We start from the raw sequence: 15,824 nt of genomic DNA, 5'->3' as shown, positions 1-15,824 counted from the left end.
ATATTTACAATGACTAAAGAACAAATCATTGAAGCAGTTAAATCTATGACTGTATTAGAACTTAACGACTTAGTAAAAGCTATCGAGGAAGAATTCGGCGTAACTGCTGCTGCTCCTGTAGCTGTAGCTGGTGGCGCTGGTGAAGCTGCTGCTGAAAAAACTGAATTTGACGTAGTACTTGCAAGTGCTGGCGCTCAAAAAATCAAAGTTATCAAAGCTGTACGTGAAATCACTGGTCTTGGCTTAAAAGAAGCTAAAGAATTAGTTGACAACACTCCAAAAGCAATCAAAGAAGGCGTTTCTAAAGAGGAAGCTGAAGAAATGAAAGCTAAACTTGAAGAAGTTGGCGCTGCTGTAGAAGTTAAGTAATTAACTTTTGATGCTTTAAAAAAAGCTCGCTCTCATGCGAGCTTTTTTTTTAACTGTAAAGAAAAGAGGTGGCCATATGGCAGACCATTATTTTTCTAACGACCCTTCTAGTAAAAGTGATCGTAAGCGATGGGAATTTGCACTTCGTGGATCTCGATTTACTTTCTTATCTGACCGTGGGGTGTTCTCGAAAAACGAAGTGGACTTTGGTTCTCGTCTTTTAATTGAAGCGTTTCAAGTGCCAGATATTAAAGGTGATATATTAGACGTAGGTTGTGGATATGGACCAATTGGTTTATCGTTGGCGAAAGAGTTTCAAGACCGTAAAGTTCACATGGTGGATGTGAATGAAAGGGCGCTTGAGCTTGCGAAAGAAAATGCCGCTAACAATAGAATTGGAAATGTACACATTTTTCAGAGTAGCGTCTATGAAAATGTAGATGGTATGTATGCTGCTATTCTATCTAATCCTCCAATTCGTGCAGGTAAAGATATCGTGCATGAGATTTTAGAGAAGGCTGTAGAGTATTTGGTTCCAGGTGGAGAGTTGTGGATTGTTATTCAAAAGAAGCAAGGTGCACCATCTGCACTGAAGAAACTAGAGGAAGTATTTTCTGAAGTCGAAGTTGTAGAAAAGAAAAAGGGATATTATATCATAAAATCAAAAAAACGTTGACGGTTATTTTTGGCTATGTTAACATTATACAATGCCAATATATGATTTTCTGCGTTGAGAAAGATGTATATTTTTGTTTCTCTTGGAAAAGATAGTAAAATCAGCAGATTATGAAACAGAATGATGGTTTTCTTATAGAAGCCATTTTTCTTTTTTGAGCAGGTAGAAAGACTCAACGTATTTATCTTTAAGAGAAAAAGACTACGCTAATAGCAGTAGTTGTATTTATTTGTGATTTTGCGCAAATTTTTTTGCGCATTTATAATACTCATGATTTGAGGGGTGAAGCAGTTGACAGGTCAACTAGTTCAATACGGACGCCACCGCCAACGAAGAAGTTATGCCCGTATTAGTGAAGTATTAGAGTTACCAAATCTTATCGAAATTCAAACCTCTTCTTATCAGTGGTTTCTTGATGAGGGTTTGCGAGAAATGTTCCAAGACATTTCTCCGATTGAAGACTTTACGGGAAATCTATCGCTTGAATTTATCGACTACAGCTTAGGTGAACCTAAATACTCTGTAGACGAATGCAAAGAGCGTGATGTGACGTATGCAGCACCACTTCGTGTAAAAGTGCGTCTAATCAACAAGGAAACTGGTGAAGTAAAAGAACAAGATGTGTTCATGGGAGATTTCCCACTCATGACAGAGACTGGAACATTCGTAATTAACGGTGCAGAACGTGTTATCGTTTCCCAGTTAGTTCGCTCTCCAAGCGTATACTATAGTGGCAAAGTGGATAAAAACGGAAAACGTGGTTTTACTGCTACTGTAATTCCAAACCGCGGAGCTTGGTTAGAGTATGAGACAGATGCTAAGGATGTTGTATATGTGCGTATTGACCGTACGCGTAAACTTCCTGTAACTGTTTTGTTACGCGCATTAGGGTTTGGCTCTGATCAAGAAATCACCGAGCTTTTAGGTGATAACGAATACTTAAGCAACACATTAGAAAAAGACAACACAGATAGCACAGAAAAAGCATTGCTTGAAATTTATGAGCGTCTACGTCCTGGTGAACCACCAACAGTAGAAAATGCTAAGAGCTTACTTGTGTCTCGTTTCTTCGATCCAAAGCGCTACGATTTAGCAAATGTAGGTCGCTATAAGATCAACAAGAAGTTACACATTAAAAACAGATTGTTTAACCAACGCTTAGCTGAAACATTAGTGGATCCAGAAACTGGTGAAATTTTAGCGGCAGAAGGAACAATCTTAGATCGTCGTACACTTGATCGCATTTTACCTTACTTAGAGAAAAACATTGGATTCAAAACAGCGAAACCAATGGGTGGAGTGGTAGAAGGCGATGTTGAGCTGCAATCTATTAAGATTTATGCTCCTGAGTCAGAAGGCGAACGCGTAATTAATGTAATTGGTAATGCGAATATTACTCGTGATGTAAAACACATTACACCAGGTGATATCCTTGCTTCTATCAGTTACTTCTTCAACCTACTATACAAAGTAGGGGATACAGATGATATCGACCATTTAGGAAACCGTCGTCTGCGTTCAGTTGGAGAACTATTACAAAATCAATTCCGTATCGGTCTTTCTCGTATGGAACGTGTTGTTCGTGAGAGAATGTCGATTCAGGATACAAATGCAATTACACCACAGGCGCTAATTAATATTCGTCCTGTTATTGCATCTATTAAAGAGTTCTTCGGAAGTTCTCAGTTATCTCAGTTCATGGACCAAACAAACCCATTAGCAGAGTTAACTCACAAACGAAGACTATCTGCATTAGGACCCGGTGGTTTAACGCGTGAGCGCGCAGGCTTTGAAGTGCGTGACGTTCACTACTCTCACTATGGTCGTATGTGCCCGATTGAAACACCAGAGGGACCAAACATCGGTTTGATTAACTCATTATCATCGTTCGCGAAAGTAAATGAGTTTGGTTTCATTGAAACACCATACCGTCGTGTTGATCCAGAAACTGGTCTTGTAACAGGGCAGGTTGATTACTTAACTGCAGATGAAGAAGATAATTATGTTGTAGCCCAAGCGAATATGAAATTATCTGAAGAAGGAGAATTCCTTAGTGAAGATATCGTAGCTCGTTTCCGTGGTGAAAACATTGTCACAAATAAAGAACGCATCGACTACATGGATGTATCTCCAAAACAAGTAGTGTCGGCAGCGACAGCTTGTATTCCGTTCTTAGAAAACGATGACTCTAACCGCGCACTTATGGGAGCGAACATGCAACGTCAGGCGGTTCCGTTAATGAATCCGGAATCTCCGATTGTAGGTACAGGTATGGAGTACGTATCAGCAAAAGACTCAGGTGCTGCAGTAATCTGTAAACACCCTGGTGTTGTTGAACGCGTAGAAGCACGTGAAGTTTGGGTACGTCGCTTTGTAGAAGTTGACGGTCAAACAGTAAAAGGCGACTTAGATCGCTACAAAATGCAAAAATTCATTCGTTCTAACCAAGGAACTTGCTACAACCAACGCCCAATCGTAAGTGTTGGAAATGAAGTTGTAAAAGGTGAAATCCTTGCGGATGGTCCTTCTATGGAATTAGGCGAACTAGCACTTGGACGTAACGTGCTTGTTGGCTTCATGACTTGGGACGGTTATAACTACGAGGATGCGATCATTATGAGTGAGCGCCTTGTAAAAGATGATGTGTACACTTCTATTCATATTGAAGAATATGAGTCAGAAGCTCGTGATACGAAGCTTGGACCAGAAGAAATTACACGTGACATTCCAAACGTTGGGGAAGATGCATTACGCAACCTTGACGAGCGCGGTATCATTCGCGTTGGTGCGGAAGTAAAAGATGGAGATTTACTTGTTGGTAAAGTAACACCTAAAGGTGTAACAGAATTAACAGCTGAAGAACGTCTATTACATGCTATCTTTGGAGAAAAAGCACGTGAAGTACGTGATACATCACTACGTGTACCACACGGTGGTGGCGGTATTATCTTAGACGTAAAAGTATTCAACCGTGAAGATGGCGATGAGTTGCCACCAGGCGTGAATCAACTTGTACGTGCATATATCGTTCAAAAACGTAAAATTTCTGAAGGTGACAAGATGGCCGGACGTCACGGTAACAAAGGTGTTATCTCTCGTATTTTACCAGAAGAAGATATGCCTTACTTACCAGACGGTACGCCAATCGATATCATGTTAAACCCATTAGGGGTACCATCTCGTATGAATATCGGTCAGGTATTAGAGCTTCATCTTGGTATGGCAGCAAGATACCTTGGCATTCACATTGCAACACCAGTATTCGATGGTGCTCGTGAGGAAGATGTTTGGGGCACGATTGAAGAAGCTGGTATGGCAAATGACGCGAAAACAATCCTGTATGACGGACGTACTGGTGAACCATTCGATAACCGCGTATCTGTTGGTGTCATGTATATGATCAAACTTGCGCACATGGTTGACGATAAACTTCATGCTCGTTCTACTGGACCATACTCACTTGTAACGCAGCAGCCTCTTGGAGGTAAAGCTCAGTTCGGTGGACAACGTTTCGGTGAGATGGAGGTTTGGGCACTTGAAGCTTATGGTGCTGCTTATACTCTTCAAGAAATCTTAACAGTGAAGTCTGATGATGTTGTTGGACGTGTTAAGACGTATGAAGCCATTGTTAAAGGCGAAAATGTTCCAGAACCAGGCGTTCCTGAATCATTCAAAGTATTGATTAAAGAGCTGCAAAGTTTAGGTATGGACGTTAAAATGATGTCTAGCGACGATAAAGAAATTGAAATGCGTGATACAGAAGATGACGATGATCATCAATCAGCAGATAAATTGAATGTCGAAGTTGAGACAACTAAGGAATAATTGGGATAACCTGTAGACTAAAAGGGAGGTAGGCCCCTTGATAGATGTAAATAACTTTGAATATATGAAGATTGGACTTGCTTCACCTGACAAGATTCGTTCTTGGTCATACGGTGAAGTTAAGAAACCAGAAACAATTAACTATCGTACGTTAAAGCCTGAAAAAGATGGCTTGTTCTGTGAGCGTATTTTCGGACCACAAAAGGACTGGGAATGTCATTGCGGAAAATACAAACGTGTACGTTATAAAGGTGTAGTTTGTGATCGATGTGGCGTTGAAGTAACGCGTGCAAAAGTTCGTCGTGAACGTATGGGTCATATCGAATTAGCTGCTCCTGTATCTCATATTTGGTATTTCAAAGGTATCCCGAGCCGCATGGGACTTGTCTTAGACATGTCCCCTCGCGCGCTTGAAGAAGTAATTTATTTCGCTTCTTATGTTGTAACAGAAAGTGGAGATACACCACTTGATAAGAAGCAATTACTTTCTGAAAAAGAATACCGTGCATATCGTGATCGATATGGTAGCACATTCCAAGCTGCTATGGGTGCAGAAGCGATTAAAAAGCTACTACAAGACATCGATTTAGATAAAGAAGTAGACTTCTTAAAAGAAGAATTAAAAACAGCACAAGGACAACGCCGTACTCGTGCTATTAAACGTCTAGAAGTATTAGAAGCATTCCGTAACTCTGGAAATCACCCATCTTGGATGATCCTAGATGTTCTTCCAGTTATCCCACCAGAACTACGCCCAATGGTACAGTTGGATGGTGGACGTTTTGCTACTTCTGACTTAAACGACTTATACCGTCGTGTAATTAACCGTAACAATCGTTTAAAACGTCTATTGGACTTAGGTGCACCAAGCATCATCGTTCAAAACGAAAAACGTATGTTACAAGAAGCTGTAGACGCATTAATCGATAATGGTCGCCGTGGCCGTCCAGTTACTGGACCAGGTAACCGTCCATTAAAATCACTATCTCACATGCTTAAAGGTAAACAAGGACGTTTCCGTCAAAACTTATTAGGTAAACGTGTTGACTACTCTGGCCGTTCTGTAATCGTTGTAGGACCGAACTTAAAGATGTACCAATGTGGATTACCGAAAGAAATGGCGCTTGAATTGTTTAAGCCTTTCGTTATGAAAGAGTTAGTTGGAAAAGGTTTAGCACACAACATTAAGAGTGCTAAACGTAAAATCGAGCGTGTACAACCTGAAGTTTGGGACGTTTTAGAATCTGTGATCAAAGAGCATCCAGTACTTCTAAACCGCGCACCAACACTTCACCGTCTTGGTATCCAGGCGTTTGAACCTACATTAGTAGAAGGTCGCGCAATTCGTCTTCACCCACTTGTATGTACTGCATACAACGCGGACTTTGACGGTGACCAAATGGCGGTTCACGTTCCGTTATCATCAGAGGCACAAGCAGAAGCTCGTATTCTTATGTTAGCGGCGCAAAACATCTTGAATCCAAAAGACGGAAAACCAGTTGTTACTCCATCTCAGGATATGGTATTAGGTAACTACTACTTAACTCTTGAGCGTGAAGGTGCAATCGGTGAAGGTATGGTCTTCAAAGATGCAAACGAAGCAATACTTGCATACCAAAATGGATATGTACATCTGCACACACGTGTTGCAGTTGCTGCAAGTTCAGTAAATAACGTAACATTTACTGAAGAGCAAAAAGGTAAGCTTCTATTAACAACAGTTGGTAAATTAATATTTAACGAAATCTTACCAGAGTCGTTCCCTTATATTAATGAACCGACAAACTCAAACCTTGAAAAAGAAACACCAACGGAGTATTTCGTTGAAAAAGGTGCGAACATTAAAGAAATTATTGCTAGTCGCGAAGAAGTGGCGCCATTTAGCAAGAAGATCCTTGGTAACATCATTGCGGAAGTATTCAAACGTTTCCAAATTACGGAAACATCTCGTATGCTTGACCGCATGAAAAACTTAGGATTTAAGTACTCTACAAAAGCTGGTATTACAGTTGGGGTATCTGACATTCTTGTATTAGGCGAAAAAGATGAAATTCTCCATGAAGCACAAGCAAAAGTAGATAATGTAATTAAACAATTCCGTCGCGGTTTGATCACAGAAGAAGAACGTTACGATCGCGTTATCTCTATTTGGAGTAATGCAAAAGATGTTATCCAAGGAAAACTGATGAAATCCTTGAATAAACGCAATCCAATCTTCATGATGAGTGATTCCGGTGCCCGTGGTAACGCATCGAACTTTACTCAGCTTGCTGGTATGCGTGGTCTGATGGCCAATCCATCTGGTCGTATTATCGAACTTCCAATTAAATCAAGTTTCCGTGAAGGTTTAACAGTACTTGAGTACTTCATCTCTACGCATGGTGCGCGTAAAGGTCTTGCCGATACAGCACTTAAAACTGCCGATTCTGGTTACTTAACACGTCGTCTTGTAGACGTTGCACAAGATGTAATTGTCCGTGAAGATGATTGTGGAACAGATCGTGGTCTATTAATTGGTGCGATTAAAGAGGGTAATGAAGTAATTGAGTCATTATATGATCGTCTTGTTGGACGTTTTGCAAGAAAAACTGTAAAACATCCTGAAACAGGTGAAGTATTAGTTAGTGAAAACCAACTAATCACTGAAGATATCGCTCATATCGTTGAAAATTCGGGTGTTGAAACTGTAAACATTCGTTCAGCATTCACGTGTAACACTCGCCACGGTGTATGTAAGAAGTGTTACGGTCGTAACTTAGCAACTGGTACAGACGTAGAAGTAGGAGAAGCGGTAGGTATTATCGCAGCTCAATCTATCGGTGAGCCAGGTACACAGTTAACGATGCGTACGTTCCATACAGGTGGGGTTGCCGGAGATGATATCACTCAAGGTTTACCTCGTATCCAAGAGATCTTCGAAGCTCGTAATCCGAAAGGTCAGGCAGTTATCAGTGAAATCGATGGTGTTATCGCAGCGATCAACGATGTTAAAGATCGCCAAGAAGTAGTTGTACAGGGTGAAGTTGAAGCTCGTACGTATGCTATTCCTTACGGTGCGCGTCTGAAAGTAACTCCAGGACAGCCAATTAGCCACGGTAAAGAGTTAACAGAAGGTTCTATTGATCCGAAAGAATTACTAAAAGTAACGGACATTACGGCGGTTCAAGAATACTTATTACGTGAAGTTCAAAAAGTATACCGTATGCAAGGGGTAGAAATTGGCGATAAACACGTAGAAGTAATGGTACGTCAAATGTTACGTAAAGTTCGTGTAAGTGATGCGGGTGAAACAGATGTATTACCAGGAACATTACTAGATATCCATCAGTTTACTGATGCGAATGCGAAGGTGTTACTGAAAGGTAAACAACCAGCAACAGCTAGACCTGTTCTACTTGGTATTACAAAAGCTTCGCTTGAAACTGATTCATTCTTATCTGCAGCATCGTTCCAAGAAACGACACGTGTCTTAACTGATGCAGCAATTAAGGGTAAACGCGATGAACTTCTAGGATTGAAAGAAAATGTTATTATCGGTAAACTTGTTCCTGCTGGAACAGGTATGAATCGTTATCGCAAAGTGGACCTTGTAAAAACAACTCAAGGTGACATGAATGTAGAAAACGATGAAGTTTATGTGGAACAGTAAAATTTTCCGTCGTAAATTTTGTATAAAAACAGCTAATCCTAGTTGACATTGTATGAAGCAAAATGTTACTATAATCAAGGTTGCTCCTGAATGATGCTTTGGAGGATATTTATATGTCTTATCAAAAAGTGTCAAATGCTGAAAATGTAGTCGTTGGTCATAAACGTACATTGGAGGCAATCAAAAATGGTATAGTTAAAGAAGTTGTTATTGCGGAAGATGCTGATATGCGGTTAACCCATATGATCATTCGTACTGCCTTGCAACATAACATACCCATAACAAAAGTTGAATCAGTTCGTAAGCTTGGAAAAGTTTCGGGGATTCAAGTGGGAGCTTCAGCAATAGGAATAATAAGTTAAAACTGTTTTTGTGAGGAGAGAGCATTTGCTCTTCCTTGCAAAAACTTTGTTTTCAACTAATAATGAACCACCTGGATATGTGGTCATACAAACATGCGAAGGGAGGATAATCAAATGCCTACTATTAACCAATTAGTGAGAAATGGTCGTACTGATAAAGTATGGAAGTCTAAATCACCTGCGTTAAACAAAGGTTTTAACTCTTTAAAGAAAAAATCAACTGATATCTCTGCACCTCAAAAACGTGGTGTATGTACTCGTGTTGGTACAATGACTCCGAAGAAACCGAACTCAGCGTTACGTAAATACGCTCGTGTACGTTTAACAAATGGTATTGAAGTTACAGCTTACATCCCAGGTATCGGTCATAACCTACAAGAGCATAGCGTAGTATTAATTCGCGGTGGTCGAGTAAAGGATTTACCAGGGGTACGTTACCACATCGTTCGTGGTGCGCTTGATACAGCTGGTGTTGACAAACGTATGCAAGGACGTTCTAAATATGGTACTAAGCGACCAAAACCTGCTAAAAAATAATAACTTTAAAATGAAAGGAGGAACTCAATATGCCTCGTAAAGGACCTGTTGCGAAACGTGACGTGTTACCAGATCCAATGTACAAATCTAAGCTAGTAACACGCCTTATCAACAAAATGATGGTTGACGGTAAAAAAGGTAAATCTCAAACAATTCTTTATAACGCTTTCGATATCGTTCGTGAACGTTCAGAGAAAGACCCTATGGAAGTATTCGAGCAAGCTCTTAAGAACATCATGCCTGTTCTTGAAGTACGTGCTCGTCGTGTTGGTGGTGCTAACTACCAAGTTCCAGTTGAGGTTCGTCCAGAACGCCGTACAACTTTAGGTCTTCGCTGGTTAGTAAACTATGCTCGTCTTCGTGGTGAAAAAACTATGGAAGAGCGTCTAGCTTACGAAATCTTAGATGCAGCTAACAACGCTGGTGCATCTGTTAAGAAACGTGAAGACACTCATAAAATGGCAGAAGCTAACAAAGCATTTGCTCATTACCGTTGGTAGGATTCAACGTAAAATAAATGTAAGCATAAACCGCTTTATTTGTCGCTTATGGAAGTGTGGAGAGGGAGAATGCCTCTCCCTTTCGTTGGGCGCTCGTTTTACATAATGAGGGTACTGGACATACTGACATGTGTAACAATATAAAGTGGCTTTTTTGCTACTTAAAATAAAAAAATCCAATCCATATATGGAAGGAGCAAGACACCAAATGACAAGAGAGTTCTCTTTAGAAAACACTCGTAATATTGGTATCATGGCTCACATCGATGCTGGTAAAACAACAGCAACTGAACGTATTCTGTATTACACAGGACGTATTCATAAAATCGGTGAAACTCATGAAGGTGCATCTCAGATGGACTGGATGGAGCAAGAGCAAGAGCGTGGTATCACAATTACTTCTGCTGCAACTACAGCTCAATGGAAAGGTCACCGTGTAAACATCATTGACACTCCAGGACACGTAGACTTCACAGTAGAAGTAGAACGTTCTTTACGCGTACTTGATGGTGCGGTAGCAGTACTTGATGCACAATCTGGTGTAGAACCACAAACAGAAACTGTTTGGCGTCAGGCTACTACTTACGGTGTACCTCGTATCGTATTCGTTAACAAAATGGATAAGATTGGTGCAGATTTCTTATACTCTGTAGGAACAATCCACGATCGTTTACAAGCAAACGCACACCCAATTCAGTTACCAATCGGTGCTGAAGATGAGTTCAATGGTATCATTGACCTTGTTGAAGAATGTGCTTACATGTACGGTAACGATTTAGGAACAGACATCGAGCGTGTTGAAATTCCTGAAGAGCACAAAGAATTAGCTGCAGAATACCGTGGAAAACTTATTGAAGCGGTAGCTGAGCTTGATGAAGAAATGATGATGAAGTACCTAGAAGGTGAAGAAATCACTATAGAAGAGCTTAAAGCTGGTATCCGTAAGGCTACAACTTCTGTAGAATTCTTCCCAGTAATCTGTGGTTCTGCATTCAAAAATAAAGGTGTTCAAATTCTGTTAGACGCAGTTATCGATTACCTACCATCTCCATTAGACGTACCTGCTATTAAAGGTACTCTTCCGGATACAGATGAAGAAATCGAACGTAAGTCTAGCGATGAAGAACCATTTGCAGCTTTAGCATTCAAAATCATGACTGACCCTTATGTTGGTAAGTTAACGTTCTTCCGTGTGTATTCTGGTGTGTTAAACTCTGGATCATACGTGAAAAACTCAACTAAAGGTAAGCGTGAGCGTGTAGGTCGTATCCTACAAATGCACGCTAACAGCCGTGAAGAGATTTCAACAGTTTACGCTGGTGATATCGCTGCTGCTGTAGGTTTAAAAGATACTACTACTGGTGATACTCTTTGTGACGAGAAGAGCCTTGTTATCCTTGAGTCTATGGAATTCCCAGAGCCAGTTATCTCTGTAGCTATCGAACCAAAATCTAAAGCTGACCAAGATAAAATGGGTACAGCATTATCTAAGCTTTCTGAAGAAGATCCAACATTCCGTGCTCACACTGACCAAGAAACTGGCCAAACAATCATCGCTGGTATGGGTGAACTTCACCTTGATATCATCGTTGACCGTATGCGCCGTGAATTCAAAGTGGAAGCAAACGTTGGTGCTCCTCAGGTAGCATACCGTGAGACTTTCCGCGCTGCTGCGAAAGTTGAAGGTAAGTTCGCTCGTCAATCTGGTGGTCGTGGACAATTCGGTCACGTTTGGATTGAGTTTGAACCTAATGAAGAAGGTAAAGGTTTTGAATTCCAAAACAAAATCGTCGGTGGTGTAGTTCCACGTGAATACATCCCAGCTGTTGGAGCGGGTCTTGAAGACTCACTTAAAAATGGTGTACTAGCTGGTTATCCACTAGTTGACATCAAAGCTGCGTTAGTTGACGGATCTTACCATGATGTCGATTCATCTGAGATGGCGTTCAAAATCGCTGCATCTATGGCACTTAAAGCTGCGGTTTCTAAATGTAGCCCAGTAATTCTTGAGCCAATGATGAAAGTTGAAGTTGTAATTCCTGAAGAGTACATGGGTGACATTATGGGCGACGTAACATCTCGTCGTGGACGTGTAGAAGGTATGGAAGCTCGCGGTAACGCACAAGTTGTTCGCGCTATGGTTCCACTTTCTGAAATGTTCGGTTATGCAACGGCATTACGTTCTAACACTCAAGGACGCGGAACATTCTCAATGACATTTGATCATTATGAAGAAGTACCGAAGTCTGTTTCTGAAGAAATTATTAAAAAAAATAAAGGTGAATAATTGATTTTTATCGATTGTTCAAGTATAACTACTTATGTAAGCTTAGAAAGTGGGACGTAAGTTTCACTTTCTAGTCTAAATATAAAATAACCTATATAAACTAAGGAGGAATTTAGAATGGCTAAAGCTAAATTCGAACGTTCTAAACCCCATGTTAACATCGGTACAATCGGCCACGTTGACCATGGTAAAACTACATTAACTGCTGCGATCACTACAGTTCTTGCAAAAGCTGGTGGTGCTGAAGCACGCGGATACGATCAAATCGACGCTGCTCCAGAAGAAAGAGAGCGCGGAATCACAATCTCAACTGCACACGTTGAGTACGAAACTGAAACTCGTCACTATGCACACGTTGACTGCCCAGGTCACGCTGACTATGTTAAAAACATGATCACTGGTGCTGCTCAAATGGACGGCGGTATCTTAGTAGTATCTGCTGCTGATGGCCCAATGCCTCAAACACGTGAGCACATCCTTCTTTCTCGTCAAGTAGGTGTTCCTTACATCGTTGTATTCTTAAACAAATGCGACATGGTAGACGACGAAGAATTATTAGAATTAGTAGAAATGGAAGTTCGCGACCTATTATCTGAATACGGATTCCCAGGCGACGACATTCCTGTAATCAAAGGTTCTGCTCTTAAAGCTCTTCAAGGAGAAGCTGATTGGGAAGCAAAAATCATTGAATTAATGACTGAAGTTGATGCTTACATCCCAACTCCAGAACGTGAAACTGACAAACCATTCTTAATGCCTATCGAGGATGTATTCTCTATCACAGGTCGTGGTACAGTTGCAACTGGTCGTGTAGAGCGCGGAATCGTTAAAGTTGGTGACGTAGTAGAAATCATCGGTCTTGCTGAAGAAAATGCTTCTACAACTGTAACTGGTGTAGAGATGTTCCGTAAACTTCTTGACCAAGCTCAAGCTGGAGACAACATCGGTGCTTTACTTCGTGGGGTTGCTCGTGAAGACATCCAACGTGGACAAGTTCTTGCTAAAACTGGCTCTGTAAAAGCTCACGCTAAATTCAAAGCTGAAGTTTTCGTATTATCTAAAGAAGAAGGTGGACGTCACACTCCATTCTTCGCTAACTACCGTCCTCAGTTCTACTTCCGTACAACTGACGTAACTGGTATCATCCAATTACCAGAAGGTACTGAAATGGTAATGCCTGGTGACAACATCGAAATGACTATCGAACTTATCGCTCCAATCGCTATCGAAGAGGGAACTAAATTCTCTATTCGTGAAGGTGGACGTACAGTAGGTTACGGTGTAGTTGCAACTATCGTTGAGTAATCTTAACTGATATAAAAAAACCCAAGGGATCTTCCCTTGGGTTTTTTGTTTGTAGTTATATAATGAATGAAATTTTATTTTTATGTTTTGACGAGTTTCTTCTATAGTAATATGAAATCAATAAAACTAAAATCCAGAAACTGTAAAATGAATTCTGTTAGATGAAAACTTGAAATTCTTTAAAGTGCCATGTATAATAGCAAAAGTAGAGAAAAGCAGATGCAAACAAAAAGATGCTTGCATCTAGACGAATAACATTGTATAATAGACAATGTTGGTCTTTGACTGCGATGAAGTGGAAGGTTGCTGACACACCCGGCCGCTTTGCCATGGCATGGTGTGGGGAAATTTCCATGGAGAAGGTCTATTTTAGAAATAGGCGAACGAAGGAGGGAAAATAATGGCAAAAGAAAAAATTCGTATCCGTTTAAAAGCTTATGATCACCGTATTCTTGATCAATCAGCTGAGAAAATTGTAGAAACAGCTAAGCGTTCTGGGGCAACAGTTTCTGGTCCGATCCCATTACCAACTGAGAAGACTATTTACACAATTCTTCGTGCTGTTCATAAGTACAAAGATTCTCGTGAGCAATTCGAAATGCGCACACACAAACGTTTAATCGATATCGTGAGTCCTACTCCACAAACAGTAGATTCATTAATGCGTTTAGACTTACCGTCTGGTGTAGATATCGAAATCAAACTATAATTCATATAACTTAAAAATGTAGGAGGTGTAACTCATGACCAAAGGAATCTTAGGAAGAAAGATCGGTATGACTCAAGTATTTGCTGAGAACGGTGAGTTAATCCCAGTAACAGTTATCGCTGCTAATCCAAACGTTGTTCTTCAAAAGAAAACAACTGAAACTGATGGCTACAATGCAATCCAGTTAGGATTTGAAGATAAACGTGAAAAGTTAACTAACAAACCTGAACAAGGCCACACTGCTAAAGCATCTACAACTCCTAAGCGCTTCATTCGCGAAATCCGCGATGCAGACGTGGACGGATTAGAGGTTGGTCAAGAGGTAAAAGTTGAAGTTTTCGCTGCAGGTGAAATCGTTGACGTAACAGGAATTTCTAAAGGTAAAGGTTTCCAAGGTGTTATCAAACGCCACGGACAATCTCGCGGACCTATGTCTCATGGTTCTCGCTATCACCGTCGTCCAGGTTCAATGGGCCCAGTTGCTCCGAACCGTGTATTCAAAGGTAAAAAACTTGCTGGACGTATGGGTGGAGACCAAGTTACTATCCAAAACTTAGAAATCGTTCAAGTTGACACTGAGCGCAACTTATTACTAGTAAAAGGTAACGTTCCAGGTGCTAAGAAATCTCTTGTAGTTGTTCAAGGCGCTGTGAAGGTTAGCAAATAATTCACATAGGAAGGAGGAATTCCAATGCCAAAAGTTACTGTATATAACCAAACTGGTTCACAGGTTGGTGAAATCGAATTAGCTGAAGCTATTTTCGGTATCGAACCAAATGAAGCTGTACTTTTCGAAGCTGTAATGATGCAACGTGCATCTTTACGTCAAGGTACACACAAAGTAAAAACTCGTTCTGAAGTTCGTGGTGGTGGTCGTAAACCATGGCGTCAAAAAGGAACTGGACGTGCTCGTCAAGGGTCTATCCGCTCTCCTCAATGGCGTGGTGGTGGTACGGTATTCGGACCTACACCAAGAAGCTATGCGTACAAACTTCCTAAGAAGGTTCGTCGTTTAGCAATCAAATCTGCATTAGCTACTAAAGTAGTTGAGAACAACATTGTAGTTCTTGAAGACCTAGTGTTAAATGCACCAAAAACAAAAGACATGCTAGCAGTACTTAAAGGATTAACTGTTGAGAAGAAAGCTCTTATCGTAACTGCTGATGCAAACGAATCTGTAGAGTTATCTGCTCGCAATATCCCTGGAGTAACAGTAATCACTGCTGATGGCGTAAACGTTTTAGACGTGCTTCATCATGATAAGCTAATCATGACAAAAGCGGCAGTGGAAAAAGTAGAGGAGGTGCTTGCATAATGAGAGATCCTCGTGATATCATTAAGCGCCCAGTTATCACTGAACGTTCTATGGAAATGATGGCTGAAAAAAAATACACGTTCGATGTGGACGTTAAATCTAATAAAACAGAAGTTAAAGATGCTCTTGAAGCGATCTTTGGTGTTAAAGTAGAAAAAGTGAACATCATGAACTACAAGCCGAAAGCAAAACGCGTTGGTCGTCACGCTGGTTTTACTAGCCGTCGTCGTAAAGCAATCGTTAAGCTAACTGCTGACAGCAAAGAAATCGAAATCTTCCAAGGCGTTTAA

The 15,824-nt window shown here is 40.7% G+C and carries 13 protein-coding genes; all 13 read left to right on the top strand.

Features of this window, described 5'->3' with window-relative positions:
• Nucleotides 1-9 precede the first annotated feature (9 nt).
• The 13 genes from rplL (at nucleotide 10) to rplW (ending at nucleotide 15,824) form a co-directional block, all read left to right on the top strand.
• Nucleotides 10-369 (top strand): 50S ribosomal protein L7/L12, encoded by a 360-nt coding sequence (rplL, locus tag MR115_RS26160; RefSeq protein ID WP_000159737.1) that lies wholly within the window; start codon nucleotides 10-12, stop codon nucleotides 367-369.
• Between the two features lie 76 nt (nucleotides 370-445).
• Nucleotides 446-1,045 (top strand): class I SAM-dependent methyltransferase, encoded by a 600-nt coding sequence (locus MR115_RS26155; RefSeq protein WP_242243232.1) that lies wholly within the window; start codon nucleotides 446-448, stop codon nucleotides 1,043-1,045.
• Nucleotides 1,046-1,336: 291 nt separating this feature from the next.
• A complete protein-coding gene (gene rpoB / locus MR115_RS26150) occupies nucleotides 1,337-4,870 on the top strand; it encodes a DNA-directed RNA polymerase subunit beta (protein WP_061678374.1) in 3,534 nt (1,177 codons plus the stop codon).
• Nucleotides 4,871-4,907: 37 nt separating this feature from the next.
• A complete protein-coding gene (gene rpoC, locus MR115_RS26145) occupies nucleotides 4,908-8,519 on the top strand; it encodes a DNA-directed RNA polymerase subunit beta' (RefSeq protein ID WP_242243231.1) in 3,612 nt (1,203 codons plus the stop codon).
• 113 nt (nucleotides 8,520-8,632) lie between these two features.
• Nucleotides 8,633-8,881: a 50S ribosomal protein L7ae-like protein gene (locus tag MR115_RS26140; RefSeq protein ID WP_000121828.1), complete on the top strand. Its 249-nt coding sequence runs from the start codon at nucleotides 8,633-8,635 to the stop codon at nucleotides 8,879-8,881.
• Nucleotides 8,882-8,995: 114 nt separating this feature from the next.
• The gene (gene rpsL, locus MR115_RS26135; protein ID WP_001142341.1) at nucleotides 8,996-9,418 is read left to right on the top strand and encodes a 30S ribosomal protein S12; all 423 of its coding nucleotides are present in this window, start codon (nucleotides 8,996-8,998) and stop codon (nucleotides 9,416-9,418) included.
• A 29-nt stretch (nucleotides 9,419-9,447) separates the two neighbouring features.
• A complete protein-coding gene (gene rpsG / locus MR115_RS26130; protein ID WP_001137490.1) occupies nucleotides 9,448-9,918 on the top strand; it encodes a 30S ribosomal protein S7 in 471 nt (156 codons plus the stop codon).
• A 208-nt stretch (nucleotides 9,919-10,126) separates the two neighbouring features.
• Nucleotides 10,127-12,205 carry an elongation factor G gene (gene fusA, locus MR115_RS26125; RefSeq protein ID WP_073519016.1) on the top strand — a complete coding sequence of 693 codons (2,079 nt, stop codon included), beginning with the start codon at nucleotides 10,127-10,129 and terminating at the stop codon, nucleotides 12,203-12,205.
• Between the two features lie 117 nt (nucleotides 12,206-12,322).
• Complete coding sequence (tuf, locus tag MR115_RS26120; RefSeq protein ID WP_001029617.1) at nucleotides 12,323-13,510, top strand: elongation factor Tu; 1,188 nt, start codon at nucleotides 12,323-12,325, stop codon at nucleotides 13,508-13,510.
• A 400-nt stretch (nucleotides 13,511-13,910) separates the two neighbouring features.
• A complete protein-coding gene (rpsJ, locus tag MR115_RS26115; protein ID WP_001040595.1) occupies nucleotides 13,911-14,219 on the top strand; it encodes a 30S ribosomal protein S10 in 309 nt (102 codons plus the stop codon).
• Between the two features lie 34 nt (nucleotides 14,220-14,253).
• A complete protein-coding gene (gene rplC / locus MR115_RS26110; RefSeq protein WP_000160209.1) occupies nucleotides 14,254-14,886 on the top strand; it encodes a 50S ribosomal protein L3 in 633 nt (210 codons plus the stop codon).
• Between the two features lie 24 nt (nucleotides 14,887-14,910).
• A complete protein-coding gene (rplD, locus tag MR115_RS26105; RefSeq protein ID WP_001127258.1) occupies nucleotides 14,911-15,534 on the top strand; it encodes a 50S ribosomal protein L4 in 624 nt (207 codons plus the stop codon).
• Nucleotides 15,534-15,824 carry a 50S ribosomal protein L23 gene (gene rplW, locus MR115_RS26100; protein ID WP_001205558.1) on the top strand — a complete coding sequence of 97 codons (291 nt, stop codon included), beginning with the start codon at nucleotides 15,534-15,536 and terminating at the stop codon, nucleotides 15,822-15,824. The genes rplD and rplW overlap by 1 nt, the downstream gene beginning before the upstream one ends.

Source organism: Bacillus cereus group sp. BfR-BA-01309 (assembly GCF_022664315.1).
GTDB classification, from domain to species: Bacteria; Bacillota; Bacilli; order Bacillales; family Bacillaceae_G; genus Bacillus_A; species Bacillus_A mobilis.
This window is presented reverse-complemented; position numbering and strand designations above follow the sequence as displayed.

Excerpts from the sequence above, each read along its gene's own strand:
- rpsJ (WP_001040595.1), top strand. The coding sequence starts at position 13,911 with ATGGCAAAAGAAAAAATTCGTATCCGTTTAAAAGCTTATGATCACCGT.
- MR115_RS26140 (WP_000121828.1), top strand. The coding sequence starts at position 8,633 with ATGTCTTATCAAAAAGTGTCAAATGCTGAAAATGTAGTCGTTGGTCAT.
- fusA (WP_073519016.1), top strand. The coding sequence starts at position 10,127 with ATGACAAGAGAGTTCTCTTTAGAAAACACTCGTAATATTGGTATCATG.
- rpsG (WP_001137490.1), top strand. The coding sequence starts at position 9,448 with ATGCCTCGTAAAGGACCTGTTGCGAAACGTGACGTGTTACCAGATCCA.
- rpsL (WP_001142341.1), top strand. The coding sequence starts at position 8,996 with ATGCCTACTATTAACCAATTAGTGAGAAATGGTCGTACTGATAAAGTA.
- rplD (WP_001127258.1), top strand. The coding sequence starts at position 14,911 with ATGCCAAAAGTTACTGTATATAACCAAACTGGTTCACAGGTTGGTGAA.
- MR115_RS26155 (WP_242243232.1), top strand. The coding sequence starts at position 446 with ATGGCAGACCATTATTTTTCTAACGACCCTTCTAGTAAAAGTGATCGT.
- rplC (WP_000160209.1), top strand. The coding sequence starts at position 14,254 with ATGACCAAAGGAATCTTAGGAAGAAAGATCGGTATGACTCAAGTATTT.
- rplL (WP_000159737.1), top strand. The coding sequence starts at position 10 with ATGACTAAAGAACAAATCATTGAAGCAGTTAAATCTATGACTGTATTA.
- rplW (WP_001205558.1), top strand. The coding sequence starts at position 15,534 with ATGAGAGATCCTCGTGATATCATTAAGCGCCCAGTTATCACTGAACGT.
- tuf (WP_001029617.1), top strand. The coding sequence starts at position 12,323 with ATGGCTAAAGCTAAATTCGAACGTTCTAAACCCCATGTTAACATCGGT.